This is a genomic window from Faecalibacillus intestinalis, from assembly GCF_003024685.1.
In the GTDB taxonomy this organism is placed as follows: domain Bacteria; phylum Bacillota_I; class Bacilli_A; order Erysipelotrichales; family Coprobacillaceae; genus Faecalibacillus; species Faecalibacillus intestinalis.
The window spans coordinates 77,962-104,932 of sequence record NZ_PYLQ01000007.1 but is presented as its reverse complement, the minus strand read 5'-3'; the positions used below and the strand labels follow the sequence as shown (position 1 = coordinate 104,932).

20 protein-coding genes and 2 pseudogenes are annotated in these 26,971 nt (G+C 25.9%); all 22 read left to right on the top strand.

Translation table 11 applies throughout. From position 1 onward, the window contains the following. Positions 1–222 (top strand): annotated as a pseudogene (locus tag C7U54_RS06990) (hypothetical protein); the annotation flags it as partial. Positions 223–343: 121 nt separating this feature from the next. Beyond that, entirely contained in the window at positions 344–2,527 is a 2,184-nt protein-coding gene (locus C7U54_RS06985; protein WP_107029789.1) for a L,D-transpeptidase family protein, read from the top strand. A 154-nt stretch (positions 2,528–2,681) separates the two neighbouring features. Continuing rightward, positions 2,682–3,647 (top strand): glycosyltransferase family 2 protein, encoded by a 966-nt coding sequence (locus tag C7U54_RS06980; protein WP_107029788.1) that lies wholly within the window; start codon positions 2,682–2,684, stop codon positions 3,645–3,647. After that, complete coding sequence (locus C7U54_RS06975) at positions 3,640–4,014, top strand: GtrA family protein (RefSeq protein WP_107029787.1); 375 nt, start codon at positions 3,640–3,642, stop codon at positions 4,012–4,014. The genes C7U54_RS06980 and C7U54_RS06975 overlap by 8 nt, the downstream gene beginning before the upstream one ends. Before the next feature lie 9 nt (positions 4,015–4,023). After that, entirely contained in the window at positions 4,024–5,574 is a 1,551-nt protein-coding gene (locus tag C7U54_RS06970; RefSeq protein ID WP_107029786.1) for a glycosyltransferase family protein, read from the top strand. A gap of 148 nt (positions 5,575–5,722) precedes the next feature. After that, the gene (locus C7U54_RS06965) at positions 5,723–7,372 is read left to right on the top strand and encodes a DUF2142 domain-containing protein (protein ID WP_107029785.1); all 1,650 of its coding nucleotides are present in this window, start codon (positions 5,723–5,725) and stop codon (positions 7,370–7,372) included. A gap of 141 nt (positions 7,373–7,513) precedes the next feature. Further along, entirely contained in the window at positions 7,514–8,746 is a 1,233-nt protein-coding gene (locus C7U54_RS06960) for a lipopolysaccharide biosynthesis protein (protein WP_107029784.1), read from the top strand. Between the two features lie 8 nt (positions 8,747–8,754). Further along, positions 8,755–9,681 (top strand): glycosyltransferase, encoded by a 927-nt coding sequence (locus C7U54_RS06955; protein ID WP_107029783.1) that lies wholly within the window; start codon positions 8,755–8,757, stop codon positions 9,679–9,681. Positions 9,682–9,702: 21 nt separating this feature from the next. Continuing rightward, positions 9,703–10,677 (top strand): glycosyltransferase family 8 protein, encoded by a 975-nt coding sequence (locus C7U54_RS06950; RefSeq protein WP_107029782.1) that lies wholly within the window; start codon positions 9,703–9,705, stop codon positions 10,675–10,677. Between the two features lie 14 nt (positions 10,678–10,691). After that, on the top strand, positions 10,692–11,420 hold the full coding sequence (locus C7U54_RS06945) for a glycosyltransferase family 2 protein (protein ID WP_107029781.1): 729 nt from the start codon (positions 10,692–10,694) through the stop codon (positions 11,418–11,420). Then, positions 11,413–11,781, top strand: coding sequence for a DUF2304 domain-containing protein (locus C7U54_RS06940; protein ID WP_107029780.1), 369 nt, complete (start codon positions 11,413–11,415; stop codon positions 11,779–11,781). The genes C7U54_RS06945 and C7U54_RS06940 overlap by 8 nt, the downstream gene beginning before the upstream one ends. An 18-nt stretch (positions 11,782–11,799) precedes the next feature. Then, positions 11,800–12,585: a glycosyltransferase family 2 protein gene (locus C7U54_RS06935; protein WP_107029779.1), complete on the top strand. Its 786-nt coding sequence runs from the start codon at positions 11,800–11,802 to the stop codon at positions 12,583–12,585. A gap of 30 nt (positions 12,586–12,615) precedes the next feature. Then, positions 12,616–14,805, top strand: a complete 2,190-nt coding sequence (locus C7U54_RS06930) for a DUF2142 domain-containing protein (RefSeq protein WP_107029778.1) — start codon at positions 12,616–12,618, stop codon at positions 14,803–14,805. An 87-nt stretch (positions 14,806–14,892) separates the two neighbouring features. Next, a complete protein-coding gene (locus C7U54_RS06925; RefSeq protein ID WP_107029777.1) occupies positions 14,893–16,662 on the top strand; it encodes a hypothetical protein in 1,770 nt (589 codons plus the stop codon). Positions 16,663–16,958: 296 nt separating this feature from the next. Next, positions 16,959–18,542, top strand: a pseudogene (locus C7U54_RS06915) (CDP-glycerol glycerophosphotransferase family protein). 65 nt (positions 18,543–18,607) lie between these two features. Continuing rightward, on the top strand, positions 18,608–19,741 hold the full coding sequence (locus C7U54_RS06910; RefSeq protein ID WP_107029774.1) for an ABC transporter ATP-binding protein: 1,134 nt from the start codon (positions 18,608–18,610) through the stop codon (positions 19,739–19,741). A gap of 13 nt (positions 19,742–19,754) precedes the next feature. Continuing rightward, positions 19,755–20,528 (top strand): ABC transporter permease, encoded by a 774-nt coding sequence (locus C7U54_RS06905; RefSeq protein WP_107029773.1) that lies wholly within the window; start codon positions 19,755–19,757, stop codon positions 20,526–20,528. An 11-nt stretch (positions 20,529–20,539) separates the two neighbouring features. Further along, positions 20,540–22,723: a glycosyltransferase family 2 protein gene (locus C7U54_RS06900; RefSeq protein ID WP_227352124.1), complete on the top strand. Its 2,184-nt coding sequence runs from the start codon at positions 20,540–20,542 to the stop codon at positions 22,721–22,723. Positions 22,724–22,737: 14 nt separating this feature from the next. Continuing rightward, positions 22,738–23,628, top strand: coding sequence for a dTDP-4-dehydrorhamnose reductase (rfbD, locus tag C7U54_RS06895; protein WP_107029772.1), 891 nt, complete (start codon positions 22,738–22,740; stop codon positions 23,626–23,628). A gap of 127 nt (positions 23,629–23,755) precedes the next feature. Further along, complete coding sequence (locus tag C7U54_RS06890) at positions 23,756–24,442, top strand: hypothetical protein (protein ID WP_107029771.1); 687 nt, start codon at positions 23,756–23,758, stop codon at positions 24,440–24,442. Positions 24,443–24,907: 465 nt separating this feature from the next. Continuing rightward, the gene (locus tag C7U54_RS06885) at positions 24,908–25,870 is read left to right on the top strand and encodes a glycosyltransferase (protein ID WP_107029770.1); all 963 of its coding nucleotides are present in this window, start codon (positions 24,908–24,910) and stop codon (positions 25,868–25,870) included. 8 nt (positions 25,871–25,878) lie between these two features. Continuing rightward, positions 25,879–26,961 carry a glycosyltransferase family 4 protein gene (locus C7U54_RS06880; RefSeq protein ID WP_107029769.1) on the top strand — a complete coding sequence of 361 codons (1,083 nt, stop codon included), beginning with the start codon at positions 25,879–25,881 and terminating at the stop codon, positions 26,959–26,961. Positions 26,962–26,971: the final 10 nt, after the last annotated feature.

The following is a 26,971-nucleotide window of genomic DNA, read 5'->3' as shown; positions in this document are numbered from 1 at the left end:
CTAGAAGCGATAAGAATCAAGCTAACAGGAGAGATGGCAAAACAATATGACATCTACTATAGAGTACATTCACAAGAATTTGGCTGGCTAGGCTGGGCAAAGAATGGAGAGAGTGCAGGAACGGAAGGATATTCATATAGACTTGAAGCAATCCAAATCCAACTTGTAAAAAAAGGAAGCAGTGCACCAGGAAGTACAAGTAATTGCTTCTATAAAAGATAAATAACCAAAAGGTAAATAATAGGCAACAGTACTAAACAACAGTTTTAGATACTGAACGACCAAATATTTACCTTTTTATATGTTAATAAATGTTGTAAACTTAAGTTAGGGAGGTGAGAATGTGAAAAAGACATTAAGCATTATAGTTTCTTTGCTATTGATTTTCAGTACTATTTTAAATGTAAAAGCTTTTGAAACAAATCAGATAGAAAATTCTTCCAATGAAGTAGTAGAAGATAATACAAATGATTCTTCTATAAATGAAGATGATTTACAAGATGTAGATCAAAATGAGAATACTGAAATAGTAGATGATAATGAAAACAGTGAAATTAATACTACTGAAGGGAACGATGAAATAACTAATCAAGTTACAACAAATTCACCAGAGGAAGTAATTACACCAAAAATAATGTATAAAACACATGTACAAGATTACGGATGGAGTAATTATATAAGTGAGGGCGTTTCTGGAACTGTTGGCAAATCAAAGAGACTAGAAGCTATTAAAATGAAGTTGGATTTAGGAAGTTACGAAGGATCCATTGAATATGCAACTCATATTCAAGATATTGGATGGACCAGTTTTGTATCAGATGATCAATTAAGTGGAACAGAAGGAAAATCAAAAAGATTAGAAGCTATTAAGATTAAGCTAGTAGGAGATATAGCAAATTATTATGATGTGTATTATAGAGTACATATTCAAGATAATGGATGGCTTGATTGGGCTTGTAATGGAACAAGCGCTGGTAGTGAAACTTATGGTAAACGATTAGAAGGTATAGAAATTAAATTAATAAAAAAAGGTGACCAAATACCTGAAAACACGCAAAATCCATTTATTTATCCTGGATATATTTATTACTCAACACATGTACAAGACTATGGGTGGTTATCTAATATTGGAGATGGAAAAACAAGTGGAACTTCAGGTCAATCCAAAAGAGTAGAAGCATTAAAGGTTTCATTATGTAATTTACCATATAGTGGTAATGTAGAATATAGTACTCATATTCAAGATATAGGATGGCAATCTTATCGAAAGAATGGTTCTATAAGTGGAACATCAGGTCAATCCAAAAGGGTAGAAGCTATAAAAATCAAACTCACTGGGGAAATAAGCAATTATTACGATGTCTATTATAGAGTACATGCACAAGATTTAGGATGGATGTCTTGGACTTGCAATGATTCTAAAGCAGGTACTGAAGGACTTGAATTAAGAGTAGAAGCAATTCAAATATGTTTAGTTGAAAAAGGTGAAAATGCGCCTGGAGATATTTCTAGACCTTTTGTTGAACAAGGAAAAGTGGAATATAGTTCACATGTACAAAATATTGGATGGCAAAATTATGTTAATAATGGTAATACAAGTGGAACTGTAGGGCAAGGGTTGAGATTAGAGGCTTTAAAAATCAAATTAGGTGATAATTCCTATGAAGGAAATATTGAATATAGTACACATGTACAAGATTATGGCTGGATGAATTATTCTAGTAATGATTCTATTTCAGGTACAATAGGACAATCAAAAAGAATAGAAGCTATTAAAATAAGACTTACAGGAGAAATTAGTAATTATTATGATGTTTTCTATAGGGTTCAATGTCAAGATTTTGGTTGGCTAGGATGGACATGTAATGATAGAATAGCTGGTACAACTGGTGGAGGCTATAGAATTGAATCAATTCAAATAAAACTATATCCTAAAAATATTACCAATCCAGGTATTTCTCATTTATCATGCATAACGTTTGAAGATAAAAATGGATTTAAAGTATGTAAAGATGCAAATGGAACATTATATGAAGATGCTCAAGGATTGTTAGGTATGAAAAGCTCATATGTACTACGAGTAAATAAATCAACAAATGTTGTAACCGTATTAGCAGCTAATGGTACAGGCGATTATAATATTGCCTATAAAAGATTTGTTTGTTCAACAGGCAATGATACACCATATGGAACATATTATACACCTGTAAAATACAGATGGAGATATTTAGTGGGTCCAAGCTATGGGCAATACTGCACCAGAATTGTAAATGGTATATTATTTCATTCATTACCATACGATCAACGAAATCCATATACATTACAAACGAGTGAATTTAATAAACTTGGAACAACTTGTTCGCATGGTTGCGTTAGATTGATGTGTAGAGATGCTAAATGGATTTACGATAACTGTGGTTTAGGAACAAGAGTTGATATTGTTAGTGGTGCAGATCCATTAAGTAAACCGAGTGCTCCCAAAATACCAGCAAATCAAAGATGGGATCCAACTGATCCAAATATCTAAATATAAAAGATGTAATTAATATGTATTTGAAATATATATTATTTGCATCTTTTTTTTGATTATATAATATTCATAATAAATAAGAGTTTGACTATAAAGATTAAGTGACTTATAATCAGCTTGGTAAAAGTAATATTAATAAGGAAGTGAAAAAATGAAATTAGCGTTAGTAGTACCTTGTTATAATGAAGAAGAAGTATTAGAAGATACAACAAAACAATTATGTGAATTATTTGATCAATTACATAAAAAAGGAAAAATTGATGAGGAAAGTTATATATTATTTGTAAATGACGGAAGTAAGGATCAGACATGGAATCTTATTTCAAAATTCAATGAACAAGAAAAATGGGTTGCAGGTTTAAATTTGGCTGCTAATGTAGGTCATCAAAATGCATTATATGCAGGATTAATGACAGCATATAAGAATGTGGATGCAACAATTTCAATTGATGCTGATTTACAAGATGATATCAATGTTATAGAAAACATGATTGATGAATTTAATAAGGGAAATGATATTGTTTATGGTGTAAGAAATGATAGAACCTCAGATTCATTTTTTAAACGATTTACAGCACAAAGTTTTTATAAATTAATGACTGTAATGGGTGTTAAAAGTGTTTATAATCATGCTGATTTTAGGTTGATGAGTGCAAGAGCAGTAGAACAATTAGGCAATTATAAAGAAAGAAATTTATTTTTAAGAGGAATGGTACCATTAATTGGATATAATACATCTTGTGTTTATTATGCTAGAAAAGAAAGAATGGCGGGAGAATCAAAATATCCATTAAAGAAAATGTTAAGTTTTGCATTTGATGGAATTACGTCATTCAGTGTTAAACCAATTACAATGATTAGTTGGATTGGAATATTAGTTGTATTTATTTCAATATGTGCAATGATATATACATTAATAGGTCACTTTTTAGGAAATACAGTAAGTGGGTGGTCATCATTGATGATTTCTATATGGTTTTTAGGAGGAGTTCAGTTGCTTTCAATAGGAGTAATTGGACAATATATAGGTAAAACTTATGTAGAGGTAAAAGAAAGACCAAGATATAATATAGATGTTTTATTAGAATCTAAATCAGTAGGTAAAGAAAATGATTAAAAAAATTATTAATTTCGGATTGGTTGGAGTTTTTGCTACAGCTATTGAATATATATTGTTGATTGTTTTAAAAGAATTTTTTAATGTAGACGTAATAATAGCATCAGGCATTGCGTTTACAATATCACTGTTATTTAATTATGTTTTAAGTATTAAATATGTTTTTGTTGATAAAAAAGAAATGTCAAAAACAAAAGAAATGACAGGATTCTTTATTACTGCGATTATAGGATTAGGAATTAATCAAGTTATGATGTATGTTCTTGTTGATATGGTAAATATTTATTATTTATTTGCTAAAGTAGTATCTACTGGAACTGTTATGATATGGAATTTTATATCAAGACATGTATTTTTGGAGGGATAGTTTAGATATATGAAGTCAACAAAAAAAATATATCCAATATTTTATAATTTTATAGCTATATTATTTGGTGTTATGATGGCGGGTATACTTTTTATTAATTTATTTGTAGCAAATAGGAGAGAATTTCCTTGCAAAAAGAAATTTTTGTTTTCTAATATTAAATTATTAATTATAGGAATAGTAGTATTTGCTATCTTAGTAGTAATATACAATAAATTTATAAAAAAATATGTAGACAAATTAACTAAAAAACAATGTAATATTTTGTTATTGATTTATTTTTTTGTTACATTTATTTTACAAATATATATAATTAATAAAATTTTTTTCCTATCAGGGTGGGATGTTGCGCAGCTAAGAGTAGCAACAGATCAATTGATGGAGGGAATCAAATTAAATCAAGGAAATAGTTTTAATACATATTTACAAATTTATCCAAATAATTTATTTTTGTTGTTCATCTTTGTTATCATTTCTAAAATAGCATATATATGTAGTATAGATTCGCATTTATTAATGTCTATAGTGAGTGCACTTTCAGTAAATCTTTCTATTATCATGATGATAAAAATTATAGGAAAAATATCCAAAAATAAGCATATGTGTGTTTTATTTGTATTTATAAGCACATTATTTTTAATGTTTTCTCCATGGATTGTAATTCCTTATTCAGATACATATGCAATGTTTTTTACCACAAGTGTTTTATATATTTTCTTTAATAAGGAAAACTTGGATCAATATGTATATATATTTGTGCTAGTATTAATATCGTTAATAGGTTATAAAATTAAACCGACAGTTATTATTTCAATTATAGCTATTGCTATTATAAAAATATGGAGCTATTTGTTTGGTAATAAAAAATTAAAATTAGATATTTTGTTTAAAAGTATAATTGCTATTGTTTTATCGGTATTATTATTTGGAATAATCAATAATTTTTCAAAGTCTTTTTTAGGTTATGAGCGAAATATTGATGTTGAGATGCCTATGACACATTTCATGATGATGGGGATGAATGAAAAAATGAAGGGTGTATTTCTTTATGAAGATGTGGAGTATACTACTTCTTTTAAAGGAATTGATAATAAAAAAACAGCGAATATTAAAGAAATAAAGAAAAGGTTAAATCAATATGGAGTCAACGGATATTTGCAATTATTGATTGATAAATCGCTTATAAATTATGATGATGGATCATTTGCATGGGGGATAGAAGGAAATTTTTATCAAAAAACTATTAGCGAAAATAAATCAATATTTTTGAAAAAGATGTATTATAATAATGGAGAATATTATAAATATTTTGAAAGTTATTTACAATCTATATGGCTCTTAATATTGTTTATGAGTATATTTTCGATATTTAAAATTAGAAATCATGAGTTATTAGTTATTAATTTAACTATAATCGGGATAACATTATTCTTGTTATTGTTTGAAGCACGTGCAAGATATCTATTTCTATATTCACCATATTATTTGTTATTGTTTGTTATTGGAACGGCGAATATATATATAAAAATAGATAGTAAGATGAAAAATATGCGTAATTGAGTAAAGGCTTATGCTAATTTATAATTATTTTGGAAGAAAATAATAAAACAATATTAGCAAATAGCCTTTTTTTATTGATAATACCTAGATAATGTGATAAGTTCTTGATGATATTATCAAGCTTTTTTATTGAAGGATGTGTAGATGAATGAAACACGCAAAACAAAAATTTGTATTTAATAAATATGATAACCAAAAAGATGAGATTTTGGAAGAAAACAATACTCTTCAACAAGATGTTGAAGAAAATAATAAGATTGATAAAATTTTTAAGATAATATGTAATGTATTGATAATATTTATACTTGTGTATTTTTTTAAAAGTTGTGTAATAACACATGGACAATCAGTATCTTCAATACAAAAGATGATTTTTTTCTTTTTTGTAGTTATTTCAATTTGTCTGTTTGTGGGAATAAATTATATCTTATCAAAAAAAGATTACAAATTAGAAAAATTATTTTTAATAGTTATGATACCGATAAGTATAATTTACTCATTAATTATGATTCCAGGTATGGTTCCTGATGAAGCAACGCACATGAGGCTTACGTATTCACTTGCAAGTCAAATTATGGGTGTTGAAAAAGATAAGACAACATTAAGAGGAGAAGAAAAATATATTTATGAGCATTTACCACAAGCTCCAAATCAAGAAAGTTATGATTATAGTTATACACATTTACTTTCAGGTGAGGATAATGGTGAATATGTAACAATAGATGAAGATTCAGCAAATTGGAAGCAAATATTTTGGTATTTTCCGGCAGTTATAGGCACTATTTTCGCAAGAATTATGCATTTTGGAGCTACACCTACTCTATATATTGCTAGGTTGTTTAATTTATTTTTTTACATCTGGCTTACATATTTTTCTATAAAGAAAATTCCTATTGGAAAACAACTATTGTTTATGATATCTATTCTTCCTATGTGTTCCCAACAAATGATGTCTTTATCTTATGATGCAATTTTAAATGCTTCAGCATTTTTTTGTTTGGCATATGGTTTATTCTTCGTTTATCATAGCGAAGATGTACGGTATGATGAATATATAAAATATTTATTTGCAGCGGTACTGTTATTAAGTATTAAAAGTGCTATTTATTCATTTTTACTTTTAGTTCCAATATTATCTAAATTTGATAATATAAATGGTAATGTTCATTTAGAAAGAAAACATAAGATTATTTTAGTATTGAGTATTTCAATTTTAATATTATTGCTTAATTTTGTTTCATTCGGAAGTACATCATCTAAAGAAGTTGTAGAGTCTACTGCTGTTTCTAAGCATATTATTTCTTGGAGTGGGACAGAAGGTTATTCAATTGGCTGGCTAATTACGCACCCAATAGAAGGAATAGCACTATTTATAAATACTATAAATCTTAAATTAGAATGGTATTATTATTCATGTTTAGGACAAGATTTAAGTTGGTTTACTGTTAAATTACCGTTTGAATTATTTAAATGTTGGGGATTGTTATTATTGATTAGTGCATTAAAGAAAGAAGAAAATAAAATAGATGGTAGAATGAGAATATTGTTTATATGTATAAATTCTATAGTTTTCTTTTTAGTACTATTATCAATGTGCATTTATTGGACGCCATTAGGGTATGATCACATTGAAGGAGTTCAAGGAAGGTATTTTATACCAATTATTTATACCATTATTATAATTATTAATAATAAAAAAATTTGTTTAAAAGAAAACATTTATAAATATATAAACGTTTTTCCGTGTTTTTTAGTAGTATTAACTATTAGAAGTTTAATAAATACTTGTTATTTATAATTATATTATCCAATTTATATGCTTTTTTGCGAATATAATAAAAAAATGGTAAAATATTAAATGTATAAATATTTTTCAATATTATAGAAAGGGTAAAATATACTATGTGTTTAATAACTGTATATTTTTAAAGGATGTTTAATGGAAAAAAATCTTAAATTAAATGCAATATGGAATACTTTAGGTATTACTATTAACTCTTTTAATTCTTTATTTTTTTTGATAATTATTAATAGGGTAAATGGGGTAGAAATAGCTGGAATTTTTAGTTTTGCATTTTCTATTGCTTGTTTATTATTTATTGTAGGAATATACGCTGGTAGGACATATCAAGTTTCAGATATAAATGAAAATTTAAATAATTATGAGTACTTAGTGCATAAATATATTACATGTACTATGATGTTTTTAATAGCAATTGTATTTATAATTGTTCAAAAGTATTCTTTAGAGAAAAATGTTATCATTATATTACTTTGTTTATATAAGTTATTTGAAGCTATGAGCGAAACTTTTTATGGTTTTTTACAAAAAAATGATGAATTATATATAGTAGGGAAATCATTGTTTTTCAAATCATTAGTTGGTATTATCATTTTTTTTGTTATTGATTTTTTAACAAAAGACATAATAGTTTCATGTGTTGCACTTAATATAAATAGCTTTTTATTTGTTTTTTTATATGATATAAAAAAATCTAAAAAGTATTTGAATAAATTTCAAAAAATTAGATGGAATAAAATATTTGGTTTATTCAAAAAAGGATTTTCAGTTTTTGCTTTTTCTTTTTTAGCTGTTTATATTGTTAATGTTCCAAAATACGTGATTGATATATTGCTAGATAATAGATTTCAAACAATATTTAGTATAATTGTTATGCCTGGCACTGTTATGAGTTTATGTGGTCAATATATAATGGCACCTTTACTTACAAATGTTGTTGAATGTTACAATCAAAAAAAATATAAAGAATTCAAGAATATTATTTTTAAGATATTGGGAATATTAGTTGTTTTAGGAATTATTGTAGAGTTAGGAGCAGCAACTGTAGGTATTCCAATTTTAGGAATTGTTTATGCTATTGATTTAAATGCTTATGTATTAGATTTAATAATAATTATATTTGGTGCAATTTTATATGCGATTGCAGGTGTTTTTTCTACAGCACTAATTACGATGCGTAGAAATGGGATGCAATTAATTATATATTTAATAGATGCAATTTTTAGCGTTATAATAAGTTATTTGTTTATTAGCACATTTGGAATACACGGCGCGACAATCGGATATACTAGTACGATGGTATTGCATGTAATATTGTATACTATTTATTTTTTATATGAATATTCAAAATTAGTAAAAAGTGAAGATTAGGAGAAATTATGGAAAAAGTAATTGTTTTATTAGCATCATACAATGGGGAAAAGTATTTAAGAGATCAATTAGATAGTTTGATAAATCAAACATATAAAAATATTGATGTATATATAAGAGATGACAATTCAACAGATAAGACAATGGATATTATTAATGAATATTGTGGGAAATCAATCAATGGAATTAATTTTATTAAGGTGGATTCTTGTGGAAGAAATTTAGGTTATCCGGATTGTTTTTGGGAAATATTAAAAAATGTTCCACGTGCAAAATATTATTGTTTTTGTGATCAAGATGACTACTGGCTACCTGAAAAAATAGAATCATCAGTTAAGTGCCTAGAAAAAGTTGATTCTACTATACCAGCGATGACATATTGTGCATTTGATTATTATAATCAAAATATGGAATATTTAAGAAGCGGTGAAAATATTTTAAACAACTATTCTTTTGAAAGGGGGATTTATTATACATATGCTCCTGGATTTACACAAATGATAAATAGAGCCTTGGTAGATAGTTTGGATTTTGATTATATTATTGGAAAGAATTTAGCACATGATATATGGTGTCAATGGATAGCAACGTCAATAGGGAAAATTGTTCCTAATAAAACAGTTTTAGCAAAATTTAGAAGACATGAATCTGCTGTGACATCAGGAAATAAATCTAAATTAGCATCTGTAAAAAGATGGTGGACTACTGAAATATGTGGTGATGAAATGAAAAAGTGGCATCAAAGTCTATGCTATTTTAAAAAAGCATATATAAATGATTTTAATGATGAAACAGCTAGTGTATTAAGTTTATTTGCAAATGAAAATAAATCTTTTTCTAATAAAATAAAAAAATTATTTTATCCGAAAAAATTAAAGATAACATTAGGTGGGGAAATTGCTTTAAGAATTTTATTTCTATTAGGCAAATGTTAACTTTTAGGAGGTATTAAAAAGATGAATATAGTTTATACAGTTGATAACAAGTTTGTGCCCCAATTAGCTACAGGAATATGTTCTATATGTGAAAATAATAAAGAAGAGGATGTTTGTTTTTATGTTGTGTCTAAAGGAATTACTGATGATAATAAAGACGCATTAACAAGATATGTGGAAAAATACGGAAAAAAAATATGTATAATAGAATTATCGAATGTAAAAGATTATATAGATTTTGATTTTGATACAAGTAGTTGGAATGATATTGTCTTAGCTAGATTGTTTTTTGATCGTTTGTTACCTAATGATGTAGATAAGATTATCTATTTAGATGGTGATACAATGGTAAGAGGAAGTTTACATGATTTATGGTCTATAGATCTTAGTAATTATGTAATTGGTGCAGCAGTAGAGCCAACTGCAAATAGTGAAAGAAAAAAAGCGATAAGTTTAGAACTAACAAAGCCGTATTATAATGCGGGGGTTTTGCTAATAAATATGGAAAAATGGAAAGAAATGAATGCAGGTAAGATAGTTTTAAATTTCTATAAGGAACATCAAGGCAGATTATTTGCTAATGATCAATGTGCTATAAATGGTGCGTTAAAAGATTATATATTACAAATACCAATAAGTTATAATTTCTGTAATAGCTATAGATTTTATAATTATAAAGCGTTGGTTAAGATGATGAAACCAACAAAATTTATTTCCAAAGAAGATTATCAAGTGCAATGTAATAATCCCATTATCATTCATTTTCTTGGAGAAGAAAGACCATGGAGGGTTGGAAATAAGCATACATATACTAATGAATATATGTTTTATTGGAATAAAACTCCTTGGGCTAATACACCATTAGAATTAGGATGGGAAAATTATTTTAAAGCATTTAATCTATTTAATACAGTTATGAAGCCTTTTCCTATGTTAAGATATAAAATAATGGATACTTTAATTCCAATTATGATTAAACATAGAAAAAAGAGCTAGTAAAGGAGATTGTTATGAATGAGAAAATATTAATCATTATTCCGGCGTATAATGAAGAAGCAAGTATTTTAAAAACTTGTAAAGAAATTTATGAATATAATTCAAAATATAAAACTAATTATGATATTTTGGTTATAGATGATTGTTCAACTGATAGCACCTTAAAAATATGTAAAGGAAATGATATACCAGTTATTTCATTGGTTCATAATTTAGGAATTGGTGGTGCAGTGCAGACAGGGTATAAATATGCATATGAATATAATTATGATATAGCTATTCAATATGATGGAGATGGTCAACATAATATTGAATATGCAAAAAATATTATTGATCCTATTATTAATGAAAAATCAGATTTTGTTATAGGATCAAGATTCGTGACAGAAAATGCTAGTGAATTTAAGTCCAGTGCTGCGAGAAGAATAGGAATAAAAATTATTTCATCCACAATACACTTAATTACCAAAAAAAGAATTTATGATGTGACTTCTGGTTTTAGAGCAGCTAATAAAAAAATAATAAAAATGTTTGCGCAAGACTATCCAGTTGAATATCCGGAACCATTAACAAATATGGATCTGATATTAAAAGGATATAATGTAAAAGAGGTCCCTGTAGCAATGAGAGAAAGAGAGGGTGGCGTATCATCGATTAGAGCTTGGAAAAATGCTTATTACATGATTAACGTTATTTTATCACTATTAGTTTTTGGATTGAGGGGGAAAAGAAAAAATGGATAATTCTAAATTAACTATTTCATTGCTTTTGGTGGCATTCCTCTTGATAATTGTCACATTAGTAACGCTTAGAAAAAATAAAATTAATGTTAAGTTTGCTATAATATGGTTTATACCAGCTATTGCTATTGCTTTATTGGCTTTATTACCAAATTTGTTTATTAAGTTTGCACAATTGTTTGGCTTTCAAACAATTTCAAATTTAATAATAGGGTTTATTTTAGTTTTAATTTTATTTTTGATTATGTCATTAACTGTAATTATAACAGGGTTAAGTAAAAAAAATGTACTTTTAATTCAGGAAATCTCATTATTGAAAAAAGAAGTTGAAGAAATGAAAGGTAATGGTAAAAAAAATAGATAAAATGGGAGGAATTTTCAAATGCATACTTATGTTGTTTTAGCATATAAGGAGTCAAAGTATTTAGAAGAGTGTATAAAATCTGTTTTAAATCAAAAGTATAAAAGTAATGTTGTAATTGCTACATCTACACCAAATGAATACATATATAGTCTTGCTAATAAATATCACTTAAAAGTAAATATAAATCCTAACCCAGGGAAAGGTATAGGCTATGATTTTGACTATGCTATTTCATGTGGAATGACCAAGCTAGTAACAATCGCACATCAAGATGATATATATGATTATGAATATTCATATCAGATAGTTAATAAGTATAAAAAATATCCTACATCATCAATTATATTTTCTGATTATTATGAGATTAGAGAAAATAAAAATGTTTATTCAAATTTAAATTTAAAAATAAAAAGAATTTTACTAAGTCCTATAAGAATTAATTTATTATCAAAAACGAGATTTGGAAAAAGACTTGTATTAAGATTTGGAAATGCAATATGTTGTCCTGCTGTAACATTTGTAACATCAAATATACATACACAAGATATCTTTAAATGCAATTTTGTTTGTGATGTTGATTGGTTTGCTTGGGAAAAATTATCAAAAGAAAACGGAAAGTTTACTTTTGTCAAGGAATGTTTAATGGGACATCGTGTTCATGAAGAATCAACAACAACTGAAATTATAGGTGAACGTATTAGAACAAAAGAAGATATGATTATGTTTAAAAAGTTTTGGCCTGAATGTATTTCAAAATTATTAAATAGATTTTATGTAAAAGCAGAAAACAGTAATAATACTTAGTGATAAATATTTAATTTGAGGAGCTAACTAATGAAAAATATAGTAGGAAAAATAAAACGTTATAAGTATTTTTTTTGCATAATGTTATTAATAATTACACAGGTGTTTGTTTGTGTTGAATTGAACAAAAAGCAAATAGAGACAGTTTCTTCTTATAATGGCATTGATGAGGGAACATCTCAAATTTTAACATATAGTGATGGTAATGATTTGAAAAATATTATAGAAAAAAATGATGTTTTTCAAAAAATTTCGTTACAAGATGGGGATAAATTATCGCAAAAAATATGGATTAATTCTTTATCAATTAATCAATTACAAATGATAATACAAACGGTACAAGGTGATTCTTTTATAGATGTATCATTAAAAGATGAAAAAGGTAAACAAATATATAGTGATACGATTAATATAGTACCAGAAAAAATTAAGTATAATTTAAATATAGAAAGTAATCGGTATAGTAAATGTGATAGATTTTCTTTAGATGTGAAAGTGCACAGTAACAATGATGACTTAAGTATTTATAGCTGTACTTATCATGATGGAAGTTTAAAAATAAATAATGAATCTAATGATAATGTTTTATTAACAGGAATTATAGGCATAAATGAAAGATATGAGAGTAAAAAAATCGCATTTTTTTCTATGATTGAAATTTTTGTAATATTATTAATATTATGCTGTAATTACAAAGATCAAGGTGTTGTGAAAAAAATAGATGAGTTATTTAAAATAAAAAAGGTAAATTTTTATATTATAGAATGGCTAGCTTTTTTAGGACTATTACTGTTGACGTTAAAGGTGTTTTGTTCTTGGTATTATGAGGTGTTAATTAATCCAATATTATTTTTGATAGATATATATTTAATTGCATTATTTATATTTGCAATTTTCATTGCTTTTATAAAATTTAAAGACAATGTTGCTTATATTTTTGGATTATTTATTATACCAATAGGTTTATGTTTTACATTTCTTATTCTTCCAGGAAGTGTACCAGATGAACCTGTTCATTTTGCTAAAGCATACCTAACGTCGCAATTTAATTTTTCGTTTATAAGAGATGTAAAAATAACTACAAAATATTTAGTAACAGAAATAAGAAATTACAATGATATATTGCCAGCTATTTTTCAATTTGATAATTATAAATCATTAACATTATATCAAAATGCGTGTTCATATCATTTTATCTTATATATTTTTTCTGCAATTCCTTTATTTATAACAAGGATCTTACATTTATCTGTATATTTTGGATTCTACTGTGGAAGAATGATGAATTTGTTGATTTTTATAATTATAGGTTATAATATTTTAAAAATTATTCCTTTTGGAAAGTGGGTATTTTTTGTGTATTTTTTCAATCCAATGCTCATTCAACAGGAAATGTCATTTTCATCTGATTCATTAATTAATACAATCTGTTTATTAGCTATTGCATATTTCCTTAAAATGAAATTTAATAGTGACAAAATAGAAACTATAGATATAATAATTGTTTTTACATTGATTGGTATTGTTTTTTTAGCTAAATATATTTATTTACCAATATTTGGAATTTACTTTTTATTATTTGATAAATTAAAGAGAATGACTATTAATCAATATGCAATATGTATTTTGATGGTATTGCTTATTTTTACATCATATTATTGTACATCATTATTAAAAGTAAATGCACAGACAATAGAGTCGTTAGATAATTATGTGAAAGTAAATAATGTAAATCAATCTGCTCAGATCAAATTTTTATTATCAAATCCTAAAAACGTATTTTATATGTATGTAGAAACTTTAAGTAATAAATTTGATTTTTATGTAAAATCATTTATTGGGATGTTAGGAGTTTTAGCTATACCATTGAATCGAGTTTCTTTTTATGGTTACTATGGCTTATTATTTGGGACACCGATTTTATTTGAGGAAACAAAAAATAAGAAGTTTAAGTTATCTAATAGAATATGGTTAGTATTTTTATCGCTTTTTGTGTTTATGTTAGTTATTCTAGGAATGAATTTTCAGTGGACTCCAGTTGGCCAATACGTCACTGAGGGTGTACAAGGAAGATATTTTATTCCTGTTGTTATATTATTATTGATTGCATTAATTCCACCAAAGAAGTTGTCAAAAAAACGTGCCAATTTCATCATATCGATAATAATTATTTTTATTCATTTATTTGTATTGATTAATATAGTTCGATATTTTATGTAATTGAAATTTTATATTTTTGTGTATTTTGATTGAAATAATTATTTGCATTCTATTTTGTTTGATTAGCATAAAAAGGGAGGGAAGAGAGTGAATTGTTCAATAATTGCATCTCTTATATTTTTAATAGGTGCAGGATCTTTGTTTTTGAGTGTATTTTTTTGGAAAAAAAGTAAAAAACAATTATTTGCTTTACAATGGATAATAATTTTAATAATAGTTTTAAGTTGTTATCACACATTGATTTCTGGAATATTTCAGGTACTTTGCATTCCAATTAATGTTATATCTATAGGTGTTGTTGATTTAATATCTTCAATTTTTTTCTGGTATATAATTATTAAGTATAAAGATATTCAACATTATAAATTTGAGTTAGTAGATTTAATCTTTATTGTATTATTGTTGTTAGGATTAATTTATTTTACAAAAATACATTATTCTGGTATGTCTTTGAGAATAAATTATGCTTCAATTGATGCGGGAGTTCATTTTAAAAATGCTCTTTATACTATAAATTTTCAAAAAGTTGATGGGATGTTTTATGACATGGTTTGGAATGCGTTATTTATTGAATTTTTAGGTGTTTTTGTATCTCCATCAGCTTTTTATAAATTATATGTGCTAGCTGATATTTTAAATTTAGGATTAGCAGCAGCAATGTTTTACTGTGTTATTAGACATAAAATTAGCAGTTCATTTGAAAAAATTATAGGTGTTTTACTTTCAGGAATATATGTAATAACTTATCCGTTGAATGTTACATTATTTGGGTTTACATATTTAGGAATGAGTATTACGATTATAGGTATCATTATTTTATTAATGGAGTTTTATATGAAAAATGAAATATCTATAAAATTTTGTATTTTATTATTAATGTTAACATGTTTTGGTGTCTTTGAAACATATGTATTATTTGTGCCAGTACTATATTTTGCTGTAATTTTATGTGTGTTTTTTAAACAATCAAAGGCTAAGTGTTTATTTTCGAAGGGTACAATTTTAACATCTTGTGCAATATTCCTTGTTCCCTGTATATTAGGACTATATTTTGTTTATGGAAGCATTTTTACGAATGGAGTAACCGTTGCAAATGCAATAAACAATGAAGGTGGATGCTATAGAGAATTATTTTCAAATTTTATTTTCTTTATTTCTGTTGCAATTTTAGGATATTTAATGATTATTAGAAAAAAGGAAAATGTTTTATTAGAGATTTTAACTCCATTATTAGTTGTTTTTTCTATTATCATATTTATAATGGTTTTAAAAGGCAAAGCCTCTACTTATTATTATTATAAGATGTATTATCCAATTTGGCTTGTAATTATGTTATTGAATTATGAAGGGTTTTTATATACAAAGAATGAAACTAAAATTTTATCATGTTCTGTTTGGGGAATGTGGATTTTGTTGTTTGCAATTTTTGCTAATAATATAGAAACTCGACTTCAAAATAAAAATCCAAATATTTTATCTGAAGTACGTTCGCAACATTATGTAGATATAGTGAAATTTAATAATACATATTTATTTTTACCTGCGTACGATGAACAAAGAATAGACTTATATCAATGGGTGTATAATTTTATTGATTTGGCGGATGAAACATGTATACCTGGTGCTGTTCGTTATGAAGATAATTTTTGGTTTCAAGATATTACTATGCAGGATTTTAGTGATTGGGATTTTTATAATATGAATTTTAAAAGTTTTAATGAGAAAATTAGAAAAATAAATAGTAAGTATATATTGGTTTTTTATGACAGTCCGGTATATTTAGAAAATTCAAATTATTTTGATTCTTTTGAAAAAAAATATGTTAATAACATAGGATTCATTGCTGAAATAAAATAATCTTGTTATAAATATGTATATTTTTTATAGTTTTTAGTTTTAATTGCTGAAATTATTTTTAGAATAGTTTATAAAGATTGTGGGTAGTGTTATTATAAAGATAAGACTACCTGCTATTTTTATAAGTAGAATATTAAATTTAGCTATTAAGATAAGGATGTGGAAAGATGAATATTGAAAATAATTTAATGGTATTTGGATCAAGTCCTGATTTTGCAGATAATCCTAGAGGATTTTGGGAGTATATTAACATAAATACTAGTTATGATACATGTTAGGTCATAAAAGATAAGGTGATGTTTGAATTATTAAACCGAAAGGAAATAAAGTGTGTGTTAGAGGGATCTAGAGAGGCAAGAGAAATCATTGATAAAGCCCATTATTTAATCACTTCATCTTTTGATTTTGCCTATAATAAAAGAATTGGACAGATTCATATTGCTGCTTGGCATGGTTTTCCTTTAAAGGTTATTGGATTTTTTGATAGTGCAGCAGCAAGTGAAACTTATGTGAAAGGATTAAAGGTTATAACAACACAAACAGATTTAATTACAGCAACTTCAAGATTTTCGCACATTACACTTAGTGGAATGTTTTCAGTAGATCCCCATAAAGTGAAAGAGACGGGATATCCTCGGAACGATATGATGTTTAATAATAATTCAAAACAAAAATTACAAGAATTATTAGATACTGACATTTCCTAAAGCAAACTCTTTTTTTATCTTCCTACAATGAGAAAAGGTTTAAAAGATGAAGGTGAACATTTTGAAAATAATATTTTTAATTGTTTAGATTATGATGTTGAAAAAATAGATGAATTTTTGGAAGAAAATAATATTTATATTGTAGCTAAAATCCATTTTGAAGATAATAAATTATATAAGCAAGATGATTTTAAATTACCTAAAAGACTTATTTTTTTAAATACTGAAATTATGAATGAACATTTATGTACTATTTATCATATAATGGATGCTTTTGACGGGTTAATTACTGATTATTCATCTATATATGTTGATTATTTATTATTAAATAAACCAATTATTTTTTCATGTCCTGATATTGAAAAATACAAGGAAGATAGGGGATTTATAGTAGATGATCCAACTTTACTTATGCCAGGAGCAATTGTAAAAACACAAGCACAACTATTAAAAAATTTATCTTTAATTATTGCAAATCATGATACATATAAAGATAAAAGAAAAGAAATGATGCCTTTTTTTCATAATCATTTAGATGGAAATTCATCAAAACGATTGTTAGAAGAAATTCTTAAAATTGAAAATATATCTGATTCAGGAAAATTAGTAGGTCAATTATTTCAAAAAAACATATCTCCCCTTGATCAATATATCACTAATGAATTGATTGCAGAAATATTTTTTGATGAAGGTAATGGTTTTAATGAGAAAAATAAGCTTTCAAAAAAATATTTGCTAGATCAAAATAATAATAATAATACATTTACTTTAGAATTAGATGTAGATAAGAACATTAAAATGATACGTTTTGATCCAGATGATATAGGAAGAATAACTATTGATAGGTTTGAAATATCTTTAGGAGTTGATAAAATAAACAATTATACTATTATAGGTGGAAAAAAATATAATAATAAAATCATTTTTTCTACTATAGATCCTCAAATTTTAATTCCAATAAATGTTGAAAGCAAACAAAAATTAACCATTTATTTTAATTATGATGATTTATATGTAAATGATGGAGAATTGTTAGAAGATACTATAAATGATAGTGAATCAAAAGATAGGGAAATTAAAAGTTTAAAGGATGAATTGCAAATGGTTTACAATTCAAAATCTTGGAAAATGACAAAATGGTATCGTAGATTAAGAGATTTAATAAAGAATTGAGTTATTTTGTTACAAATTTGAAATAGAAATATATTATGATATAATACGAATGATATGGAGGGCTTATGGATATTAATAATGCAATTGAAGTAAGAAATATGACAAAATATTTCAAAACTGAATATGATAAAGCACATACTTTAAAAGAACGTCTTTTATTTTCAAAAAAGAATAAAAAAGAAGTTCATACAGTATTAAAAAATATAAATTTAGACATTAGAAAAGGTGAGACTGTTTGTTTAATTGGAACTAATGGAAGTGGTAAGTCTACTTTGTTAAAATTAATGACTAAAATTATTTATCCTAATGAAGGAACGATTGAAACTCAAGGAAAATTAACATCATTACTTGAATTAGGTGCAGGTTTTCATGAGGATTTTACAGGAAGAGAAAATATTTATTTTAATGCAGCAGTTTTTGGTTTAACAAAAGCTGAAATTGAAAAAAGAGTAGATGATATCATTGAATTTTCAGAACTAGGAGAATTTATTGATAATCCAGTAAGAACTTATTCTTCTGGAATGTATATGAGACTTGCTTTTTCAATTGCTATTAATGTAGATGCAGAAATTTTATTAATTGATGAAATTTTAGCAGTTGGAGATCAACATTTCCAAGATAAATGTTTTGATAAATTAAAAGAATTGAGAGATAGTGATAAAACAATTGTTATTGTTTCACATAGTTTAGATACAGTTAAAGATTTATGTACACGTGCTGTTTGGATCTATAAAGGTGAATTTAAATTAGATGGTGATCCAACTTATGTTATTGATGAATATTTAAAACAAGTTAAATTAGATCATAAAGAAGAAGCTAAGAAAAAATATCAAAAACCATTAGATACTTACCATGGTATTGTTGTTGTTGATATTCCTCAATCATTTGCTGAAGTTAAAAAAGATACAGCTCAATTTACAATTTCTGGATGGTCATTGAGTGATTGTTTAAATGATCGTTTAAAAGTAACCTTTGATGATCAAGAGGTTACTGAAATGAGAAAAATAAATAGAAGTGATGTTTTAATGGCTTATCAAGAAAAATATGGTGGCTATGGAACAAATAATGATGAATGTGGATTTGATTACTTTGTAGATGTAAATCAAATGAAATTAGGAGAGCATTCTATTCTTGTGCAATTATTAGATGAAAAAGATAAAGTTATATCTGAAAAAGATTTAAAGGTTAATATCATATAGGAGAAAAAAGAAGATGAAATTATTTAAAAACTTATATGACTATCGAGAATTATTAAAAACAAATGTAAAAAAAGATATTAGAGGAAAATATAAAGGATCATTTTTAGGTATTTTATGGTCGTTTTTAAATCCGTTACTAATGGTAGCTGTTTATGCTATTGTATTTCCTTATATTATGAGAATTAAAACTGATAATTATTTACAATACCTAATTTGTGGAGTCATTCCATGGAATTTCTTTACAACAGTTATGGGACTTGGAATGGGAAGTATTAAAAATAATGCAGGTGTCGTTAAAAAAGTATATTTTCCTAGAGAAATATTACCAATATCAGCTACATTAAGTGGACTCGTTAACTTTTTTATTGCATGTATTATTATTATTATCTTCTGTGTGTTTGGTGGACTTGGATTAAGCTGGCATATTTTATTAGTACCTTTTATTGCATTGATACAATTTGTACTTACAGCAGGACTTGTTATTGGATTAAGTGCTATTAATGTTTATATTCAAGATACAGAATATATTATCCAATTCGTTATTAATATGTTATTTTATGGAACACCTATTTTATATCCAGCAGAATTGTTCCCAGAAGCTATTCGTTGGGTACTTTATTTAAATCCTTTTACACATATTGTAAGCACTTATCGTGACTTCTTTATGTATCATACGTTACCAGCAATGTCTAGTGTAATCTACATGGCTGTCATGGCGCTTATTTGTTTTGTGTTAGGTATGTTTATTTTTAGAAAATTAGAAAAAGGATTCGCTGAGGAAATATAAGGGAGATATGTATGAAAACATTAGATTACATAAATATTAGAGAGGCTCATGTACATGGCATTGTTAATCCAACATTTATCATGAGAGGAAATTGTGATTTGCAAAAATATTCACTTGAAATAGTGGTTGATGGAAAGGAAAGAAAAGCTAAATTTTTGCCAGATTTAGTTAGTGACAATTATGAATTATCACTTTCTTTAAATAAAAGTGATTCTAAAATCAAAGTTTATTTATTACATGATAATCAAAAAGAATTGATTTGTGTAAGAAAAAATAACCTACTTAAAAGAATAAAATCTAAAATAAGAACTTTTTTTCAATTAATTTTGGTTAAAGCAAACTCAAGTAAAAATAAAGTAAAAGTAAATACTTATGCTATTGGTAAAGAAGTTAAATATATAGCTAAGGAATATCATTTTGTTTTAACACCAAATAGATTAAAACAAAGTAAAAGACGTATTAAAGAAAATAAGAAAACAAAAAATAAATTTTTAGATGTTTATAATTTCTTAAATCAAAAAGAATATCTTTTATGGTTAGAAAAAAATGAAAAACCATTTGAGGAACATCCTCAATTTTCTTACAATCCACTTATTTCAATTTGTATACCAGTTTATAATGTGGAAAGAAAATACTTAGCAGAATGTTTAGATTCTATTTTAAATCAAACATATCAAAACTTTGAAATATGTTTATCTAATGATTGTTCAACTTTACAAGAAACAATTGATACTTTAAATGAATATGAAAAGAAAGATTCTAGAATCAAAGTACATCATCGTAAAGAAAATGGACATATTTCTAAAGCAACAAACGATGCTTTAAATATTGCTAGCGGTGAATTTATTGGTTTAATGGATAATGATGATTTACTTGCTAGAAATGCATTAGCTGAATGTGTAGCGGCTTTAAATGAAAATAAAGAATTAGATTTTATCTACACTGATGAAGATAAAATGGATATGGAAGGATTAAGAAGAGATCCTCACTTTAAATCAGATTATGCACCTGATTCATTACTTGGAAGTAACTATATTTGTCACTTTGAAATCATGAGAAAATCAATTGTTGATGAAATCGGTGGTTTTAGAGTAGGCTATGAAGGGGCACAAGACTATGATATCTTCTTAAGATTTTTAGAAAAGACAACACCTGAACGTGTATATCATATTCCTAAGATTCTTTATCATTGGAGAATGATTGAAGGATCAACAGCTGCGACAATTGATAGTAAAGGATATGCTGTAGAAAAAGGTAGAATGGCTGTAGAAGATGCTTTAAAGCGTAGAGGTGTTAAAGCAAAAGTAACAGTACATCCAAGAGTACCTTATTATTTAGTAAGATATGAATATGAAACAGAACCAATGGTTTCAATCATTATTCCAACAAAAGATTATGCAGATATTACAGAACAATGTTTAAAATCATTATTTGAAAAAACAACGTATAAAAATTATGAAGTTATTTTAATGAATAACAATAGCGAAAAGAAAGAAACTTTTGATTTATTTAAAAAATATCAAAATAAATATTCTAACTTTAGAGTTATTGATGCTAATTATGAATTTAACTATTCTAAAATCAATAATCAAGCTGTAGAAGCGGCTAAAGGTGAATATATTGTTTTATTAAATAATGATACTGAAATTATTACACCACATTGGTTACAAGTAATGGTTGGCTATGCAATGCAACCTCATATTGGGGCAGTAGGTGCTAAATTGTTATATCCTGATAATACGGTTCAACATGCAGGTATTATTTTAGGTATTGGTGGAATTGCACAACATTGTTTTATTGATAATCCAAGAGAAGATGTTGGTTTTTATGGAAGATTATCCGTTCCATTTAACTACAGTGCTGTTACCGCAGCTTGCTTAATGGTTTCTAAAGAAAAATATTTAGAAGTCAATGGTTTAGAAGAAGATCTACAAGTAGCCTTCAATGATGTTGATTTCAACTTAAAGTTATTGAAACAAGGATATTACAATATTTGTTTAAATCAAGTAGAACTATATCATTATGAATCTAAATCTAGAGGTGATGATACAGTCGATACAAATAGTGCTAAATATCGTCGATTTGTACAAGAACATGATTATATCAAAGATAAATGGGGTTATATGTTATATAGTGATCGTTTCTATAATCCTAATTTAAGTTTGAAGAAAGCTTTTGTTTTAGATAAAGAATAATGGGAGGTAAATTAATGAAAGTATTAGTAACAGGTGTTAATGGTCAATTAGGCTATGACGTTATGAATGAATTAAATAAAAGAGGACATAAAGCTATAGGAAGTGACATTACTGAAAGTAATGAACACTTTAACGAATATGTGCAATTAGATATTACAAACAAAGAAAATGTTGAAAAGATTATTACAGAAATTAATCCTGACGTTGTTGTACACTGCGCAGCATGGACAGCTGTAGATTTAGCAGAAGATGACGATAAAGTAGAAAAAGTGAGAGCAGTAAATGCTAAAGGAACAGAAAATATTGCTTTAACATGTAAGAAAATTGATTGTAAAATGATTTATATTTCTACTGATTATGTATTTAATGGGCAAGGTGAAACCCCTTGGGATCCTGATTGTAAAGATTACAAACCATTAAATGTTTATGGACAAACTAAATTAGAAGGTGAACTTGCGGTTTCTTCTAATTTAGATAAATATTTTATTGTTCGTATTGCTTGGGTATTTGGTATTAATGGTAAAAACTTTATTAAAACAATGTTAAATGTTGGAAAGAAATATCCACAAGTTAAAGTTGTTAATGATCAAATTGGAACACCAACATATACTTATGATCTTGCTCGATTATTAGTAGATATGGCTGAAAGTGATAAATATGGTTATTATCATGCAACTAATGAAGGTGGATATATTTCATGGTATGATTTTACAGTAGAAATCTTTAAACAAGCAGGATATACTACAGAAGTTTTACCAGTAACGACTGAAGAATATGGTTTATCTAAAGCTGCTAGACCATTTAATAGTAGATTGGATAAGTCAAAACTTGTAGAAAATGGATTTAAACCATTACCTACATGGCAAGATGCTTTAAGTAGATATTTAAAAGAAATTGAATATTAAGATTGATTCGCTCATTTTAAATGAGCGAATTTTAGTTTTAATTTTATAATTTTAAAGAAAAATATAAGATTTATGATTTGTTGTTAATATAAGTAATTGGTTTTGTAATAGTGAGAGGAAAATGATAATGGATATTAAATATATTGAGAAGAAAATGGAAAAAATAATACCTAAGGGTGTTAGTTTATTAGAATTTATGACTTTTGGTGTTATTGTAATGAGTACATATATATTTTTTTCAAATTTTAGTTTATTAAGATTGAATAGGAAAATGATTAGAGAAATTATATATATTTTTAGTTTTAAAAATATTTTTGTATTGACTATTTTTGTCCTTATATTTGTGGTGATAGACAAAATTCAATATAAGATTAAAATTAAATATGACTTTAAATATAACTTTGTACAATGGAAATTATTAACAAAAAAATTTATTGAATTATATTTTTTTGTTTTATCTTTGTATTTGTCCAGTTTTGTCTTATTAAATCAAAAACTGAATGAATATAATACATATGAAATGATATGTTTTCTTTTTTTTGTTGTTTCTGTTTGGATTTATTGTATAAATGTCTTATCAAAAATTTTTAAAGAGGATAGTTATTTTGATTATGAATATAATAAATCTAAATATCTTAATAACACGTTATTAAAGTTTGAAGGAAAAAATATTGATGATATAAATAAGAGAATTGCACTTTTAGAATTATATGAGAAAACTTCAAATGCATATGATAAAGGAATAAGAATAGATAAGGAAGAATTTAAAAGAAAAGAAATAGAGAAAAGCTATTTAAAGGTCAATAAAGATTAAATTAATATTCAAAGATAAAAAATATTTAAAGTATTGGTTTATAAACATAGTAGGCTTAAAAGTAGAAAATTAATATGAAATTTGTTAAATTGAAAAATATGTTTTTAAAGGCGCATTAATTTTATATACATTATATATTTGATAGATGGGAATTGTTTGTTTTATAAACTGTTACTACTAAAAGAAATAAGATCAGTATTTAGAATATATGTTAGAAATGATAATTAAAATGTTGCTTATATATCAATTGTAAAGTAAAGAAATAAAACTAAATGTTAATTTTTGTTATTGAGTAGTCACATTTAAACTATATGATAATTATACAAAGCTGCATAGGATTATAGTATTTTTAATTACTCATTTTCAAAGACGAAGTAATTAAAATCTAGTTGATTTTATGTGCCATGACTACGCTTTATAATTTAAATTATGTTATACTGTTTCTAACAAAAGAAAGGGATAGTTATGAAAGTATCATTAGTAATGGCTGTATATAATGGCGAAAAGTATTTAATTGAACAATTAGATTCTATTAGAAAACAAACGTATCCAATTGATGAAGTAATATTAATAGATGATGTTTCTACTGATAATAGTTATGAGTTGATTCATCAGTATATCGATGGTTATAAACTTATTAATTGGAAACTTATAAAAAATGAAAATAATTTAGGATATCGTAAGAACTTTAAAAAAGGATTAGAGATAGTAGATGGAGATATCATTTTTTTAAGTGACCAAGATGATCGTTGGCATTTAAATAAAATAGAGGTGATGGTTGAAAAAATGAGTCAATCCAATATTTTATCTCTAGCATCGAGTTTTAATTTTATGGATCAAGATGGAAATTGTTTCGAAGTGAATAAAATAAAAGGACGTTCAAATAATAATTTACTTTTTAAAGAAGTAACAGAAGAATTAACGGAAATCGATTTAAAGAGTTTATTAGAAATGAATTTTTCTCAAGGTTGTTGTATGGCTATCAAAAAAGAAGTTAAAGATGAATATTTAAAAGTAACACAAGGTAAATTGCCTCATGATTGGGAATTGAATATTATTTCTGCTATTCAAAATGGATGTTATTATTTAGATATTCCTTTAATTGATTATAGAATTCATAATAATAATACAATTGGAATGGATAATATTGTTGATGGGAATATTATTAATGAAAAGAAACAAAGAGTGAATGAACGTATTGAACAGACGAAAGCACAAATAGAAAATGTGAATTTTACATTGGGATTAGAGCTAAATAGAGAACAAAAAAAATATTGTTTAAAATATAAAGATTATTTAACACAAAGAGTTTTAATGATGAAAGAAAAGAAAGCTTGTTCTTTGATTTTATACTTTTTAAAAGGAAAATATAAAGGATTTGGAAGAGTTAAAACTTTTTTAGGAGATTTAGTGAACATTATTAAATAGGTGATTGTATGGAAAAAATATTATTAATATCAAATATGTATCCATCTAAAAAATATAAACATTATGGTGTGTTTGTTCAAAATACAGCAAGTATTTTGAAAAATAATGGATATCAAGTAGATGTATCAGCTTTAAAAAAGAAAGATAGTAATTTAGGTAAATTAGGTGGATATTTAAGTTTTTATATAAAAAGTATCTTTTTGTGTTTATTTCATCGCTATGATTATCTTTATGCTCATTATATTTCTCATTGTGCATTATTAATTAAAATCATTAAGAAATTAAAACCAAGTATAAAGGTGATTGTAAATGTTCATGGAAATGACGTTGTTCCAGAAGACGCACATGATGAGAAGTTTATTCCTTTAGTTAAATCAACATTACCTCTAATAGATTTATGTATTGTACCATCAAGTTATTATCAAAAGGTCATGATGGAACAATATGGATTGAATGAAGATAAAATCAAGATTTTTCCTTCAGGAGGTATTAATTTTGATGTCTTTAAAGAAATAGAAAACGCTAAAGAAAAATTGCATTTAGATCCAAATAAAAAATGTATAGGTTATATAGGAAGATATGAAAAAAGAAAAGGTTGGGAAGTCTTTTTAAAGGCTATTAGTTTATTAGTAAATGTAGAACAATATCAAATCGTGATGGTGGGTGTTGGAGAAGATGAAGAAAAAGCGAATGCACTTATTCAAGAATATCATTTAGAAAACGTGATAAAAAAATATCCAATGCAAACTCAAAAAGAATTGGCGTTATTTTATTCAGCTATTGATATCTTTTGTTTTCCAACCTATCGTAAAAGTGATAGTTTAGGATTGGTTGGATTAGAAGCTATGGCTTGTGGTTGTATAGTTATTGCATCTAATATGGCAGGACCAACAAGTTATATTAAAAATCAAGAAAATGGTTTTTTCTTTAAACCGAGAGATGGTAAAGATTTAAATCAAAAAATAGAAGATATTTTATCAATGAATGAACATCAAATAAAAGAGATTAAAGATCATGCTTATCAAACGGCCAAAGCGTATGATGTAAATGATATTTCTCAAAATCTAGTGGATATTTTTAATGGAATATAGGATGTGAAAG

What these genes read in the sequence shown, in the direction of transcription:
- C7U54_RS06980 (WP_107029788.1), top strand. Translation starts at nt 2,682, where the DNA reads ATGAAATTAGCGTTAGTAGTACCTTGTTATAATGAAGAAGAAGTATTA.
- C7U54_RS06975 (WP_107029787.1), top strand. Translation starts at nt 3,640, where the DNA reads ATGATTAAAAAAATTATTAATTTCGGATTGGTTGGAGTTTTTGCTACA.
- C7U54_RS06970 (WP_107029786.1), top strand. Translation starts at nt 4,024, where the DNA reads ATGAAGTCAACAAAAAAAATATATCCAATATTTTATAATTTTATAGCT.
- C7U54_RS06965 (WP_107029785.1), top strand. Translation starts at nt 5,723, where the DNA reads ATGAAACACGCAAAACAAAAATTTGTATTTAATAAATATGATAACCAA.
- C7U54_RS06960 (WP_107029784.1), top strand. Translation starts at nt 7,514, where the DNA reads ATGGAAAAAAATCTTAAATTAAATGCAATATGGAATACTTTAGGTATT.
- C7U54_RS06955 (WP_107029783.1), top strand. Translation starts at nt 8,755, where the DNA reads ATGGAAAAAGTAATTGTTTTATTAGCATCATACAATGGGGAAAAGTAT.
- C7U54_RS06950 (WP_107029782.1), top strand. Translation starts at nt 9,703, where the DNA reads ATGAATATAGTTTATACAGTTGATAACAAGTTTGTGCCCCAATTAGCT.
- C7U54_RS06945 (WP_107029781.1), top strand. Translation starts at nt 10,692, where the DNA reads ATGAATGAGAAAATATTAATCATTATTCCGGCGTATAATGAAGAAGCA.
- C7U54_RS06940 (WP_107029780.1), top strand. Translation starts at nt 11,413, where the DNA reads ATGGATAATTCTAAATTAACTATTTCATTGCTTTTGGTGGCATTCCTC.
- C7U54_RS06935 (WP_107029779.1), top strand. Translation starts at nt 11,800, where the DNA reads ATGCATACTTATGTTGTTTTAGCATATAAGGAGTCAAAGTATTTAGAA.
- C7U54_RS06930 (WP_107029778.1), top strand. Translation starts at nt 12,616, where the DNA reads ATGAAAAATATAGTAGGAAAAATAAAACGTTATAAGTATTTTTTTTGC.
- C7U54_RS06910 (WP_107029774.1), top strand. Translation starts at nt 18,608, where the DNA reads ATGGATATTAATAATGCAATTGAAGTAAGAAATATGACAAAATATTTC.
- C7U54_RS06905 (WP_107029773.1), top strand. Translation starts at nt 19,755, where the DNA reads ATGAAATTATTTAAAAACTTATATGACTATCGAGAATTATTAAAAACA.
- C7U54_RS06900 (WP_227352124.1), top strand. Translation starts at nt 20,540, where the DNA reads ATGAAAACATTAGATTACATAAATATTAGAGAGGCTCATGTACATGGC.
- rfbD (WP_107029772.1), top strand. Translation starts at nt 22,738, where the DNA reads ATGAAAGTATTAGTAACAGGTGTTAATGGTCAATTAGGCTATGACGTT.
- C7U54_RS06890 (WP_107029771.1), top strand. Translation starts at nt 23,756, where the DNA reads ATGGATATTAAATATATTGAGAAGAAAATGGAAAAAATAATACCTAAG.
- C7U54_RS06885 (WP_107029770.1), top strand. Translation starts at nt 24,908, where the DNA reads ATGAAAGTATCATTAGTAATGGCTGTATATAATGGCGAAAAGTATTTA.
- C7U54_RS06880 (WP_107029769.1), top strand. Translation starts at nt 25,879, where the DNA reads ATGGAAAAAATATTATTAATATCAAATATGTATCCATCTAAAAAATAT.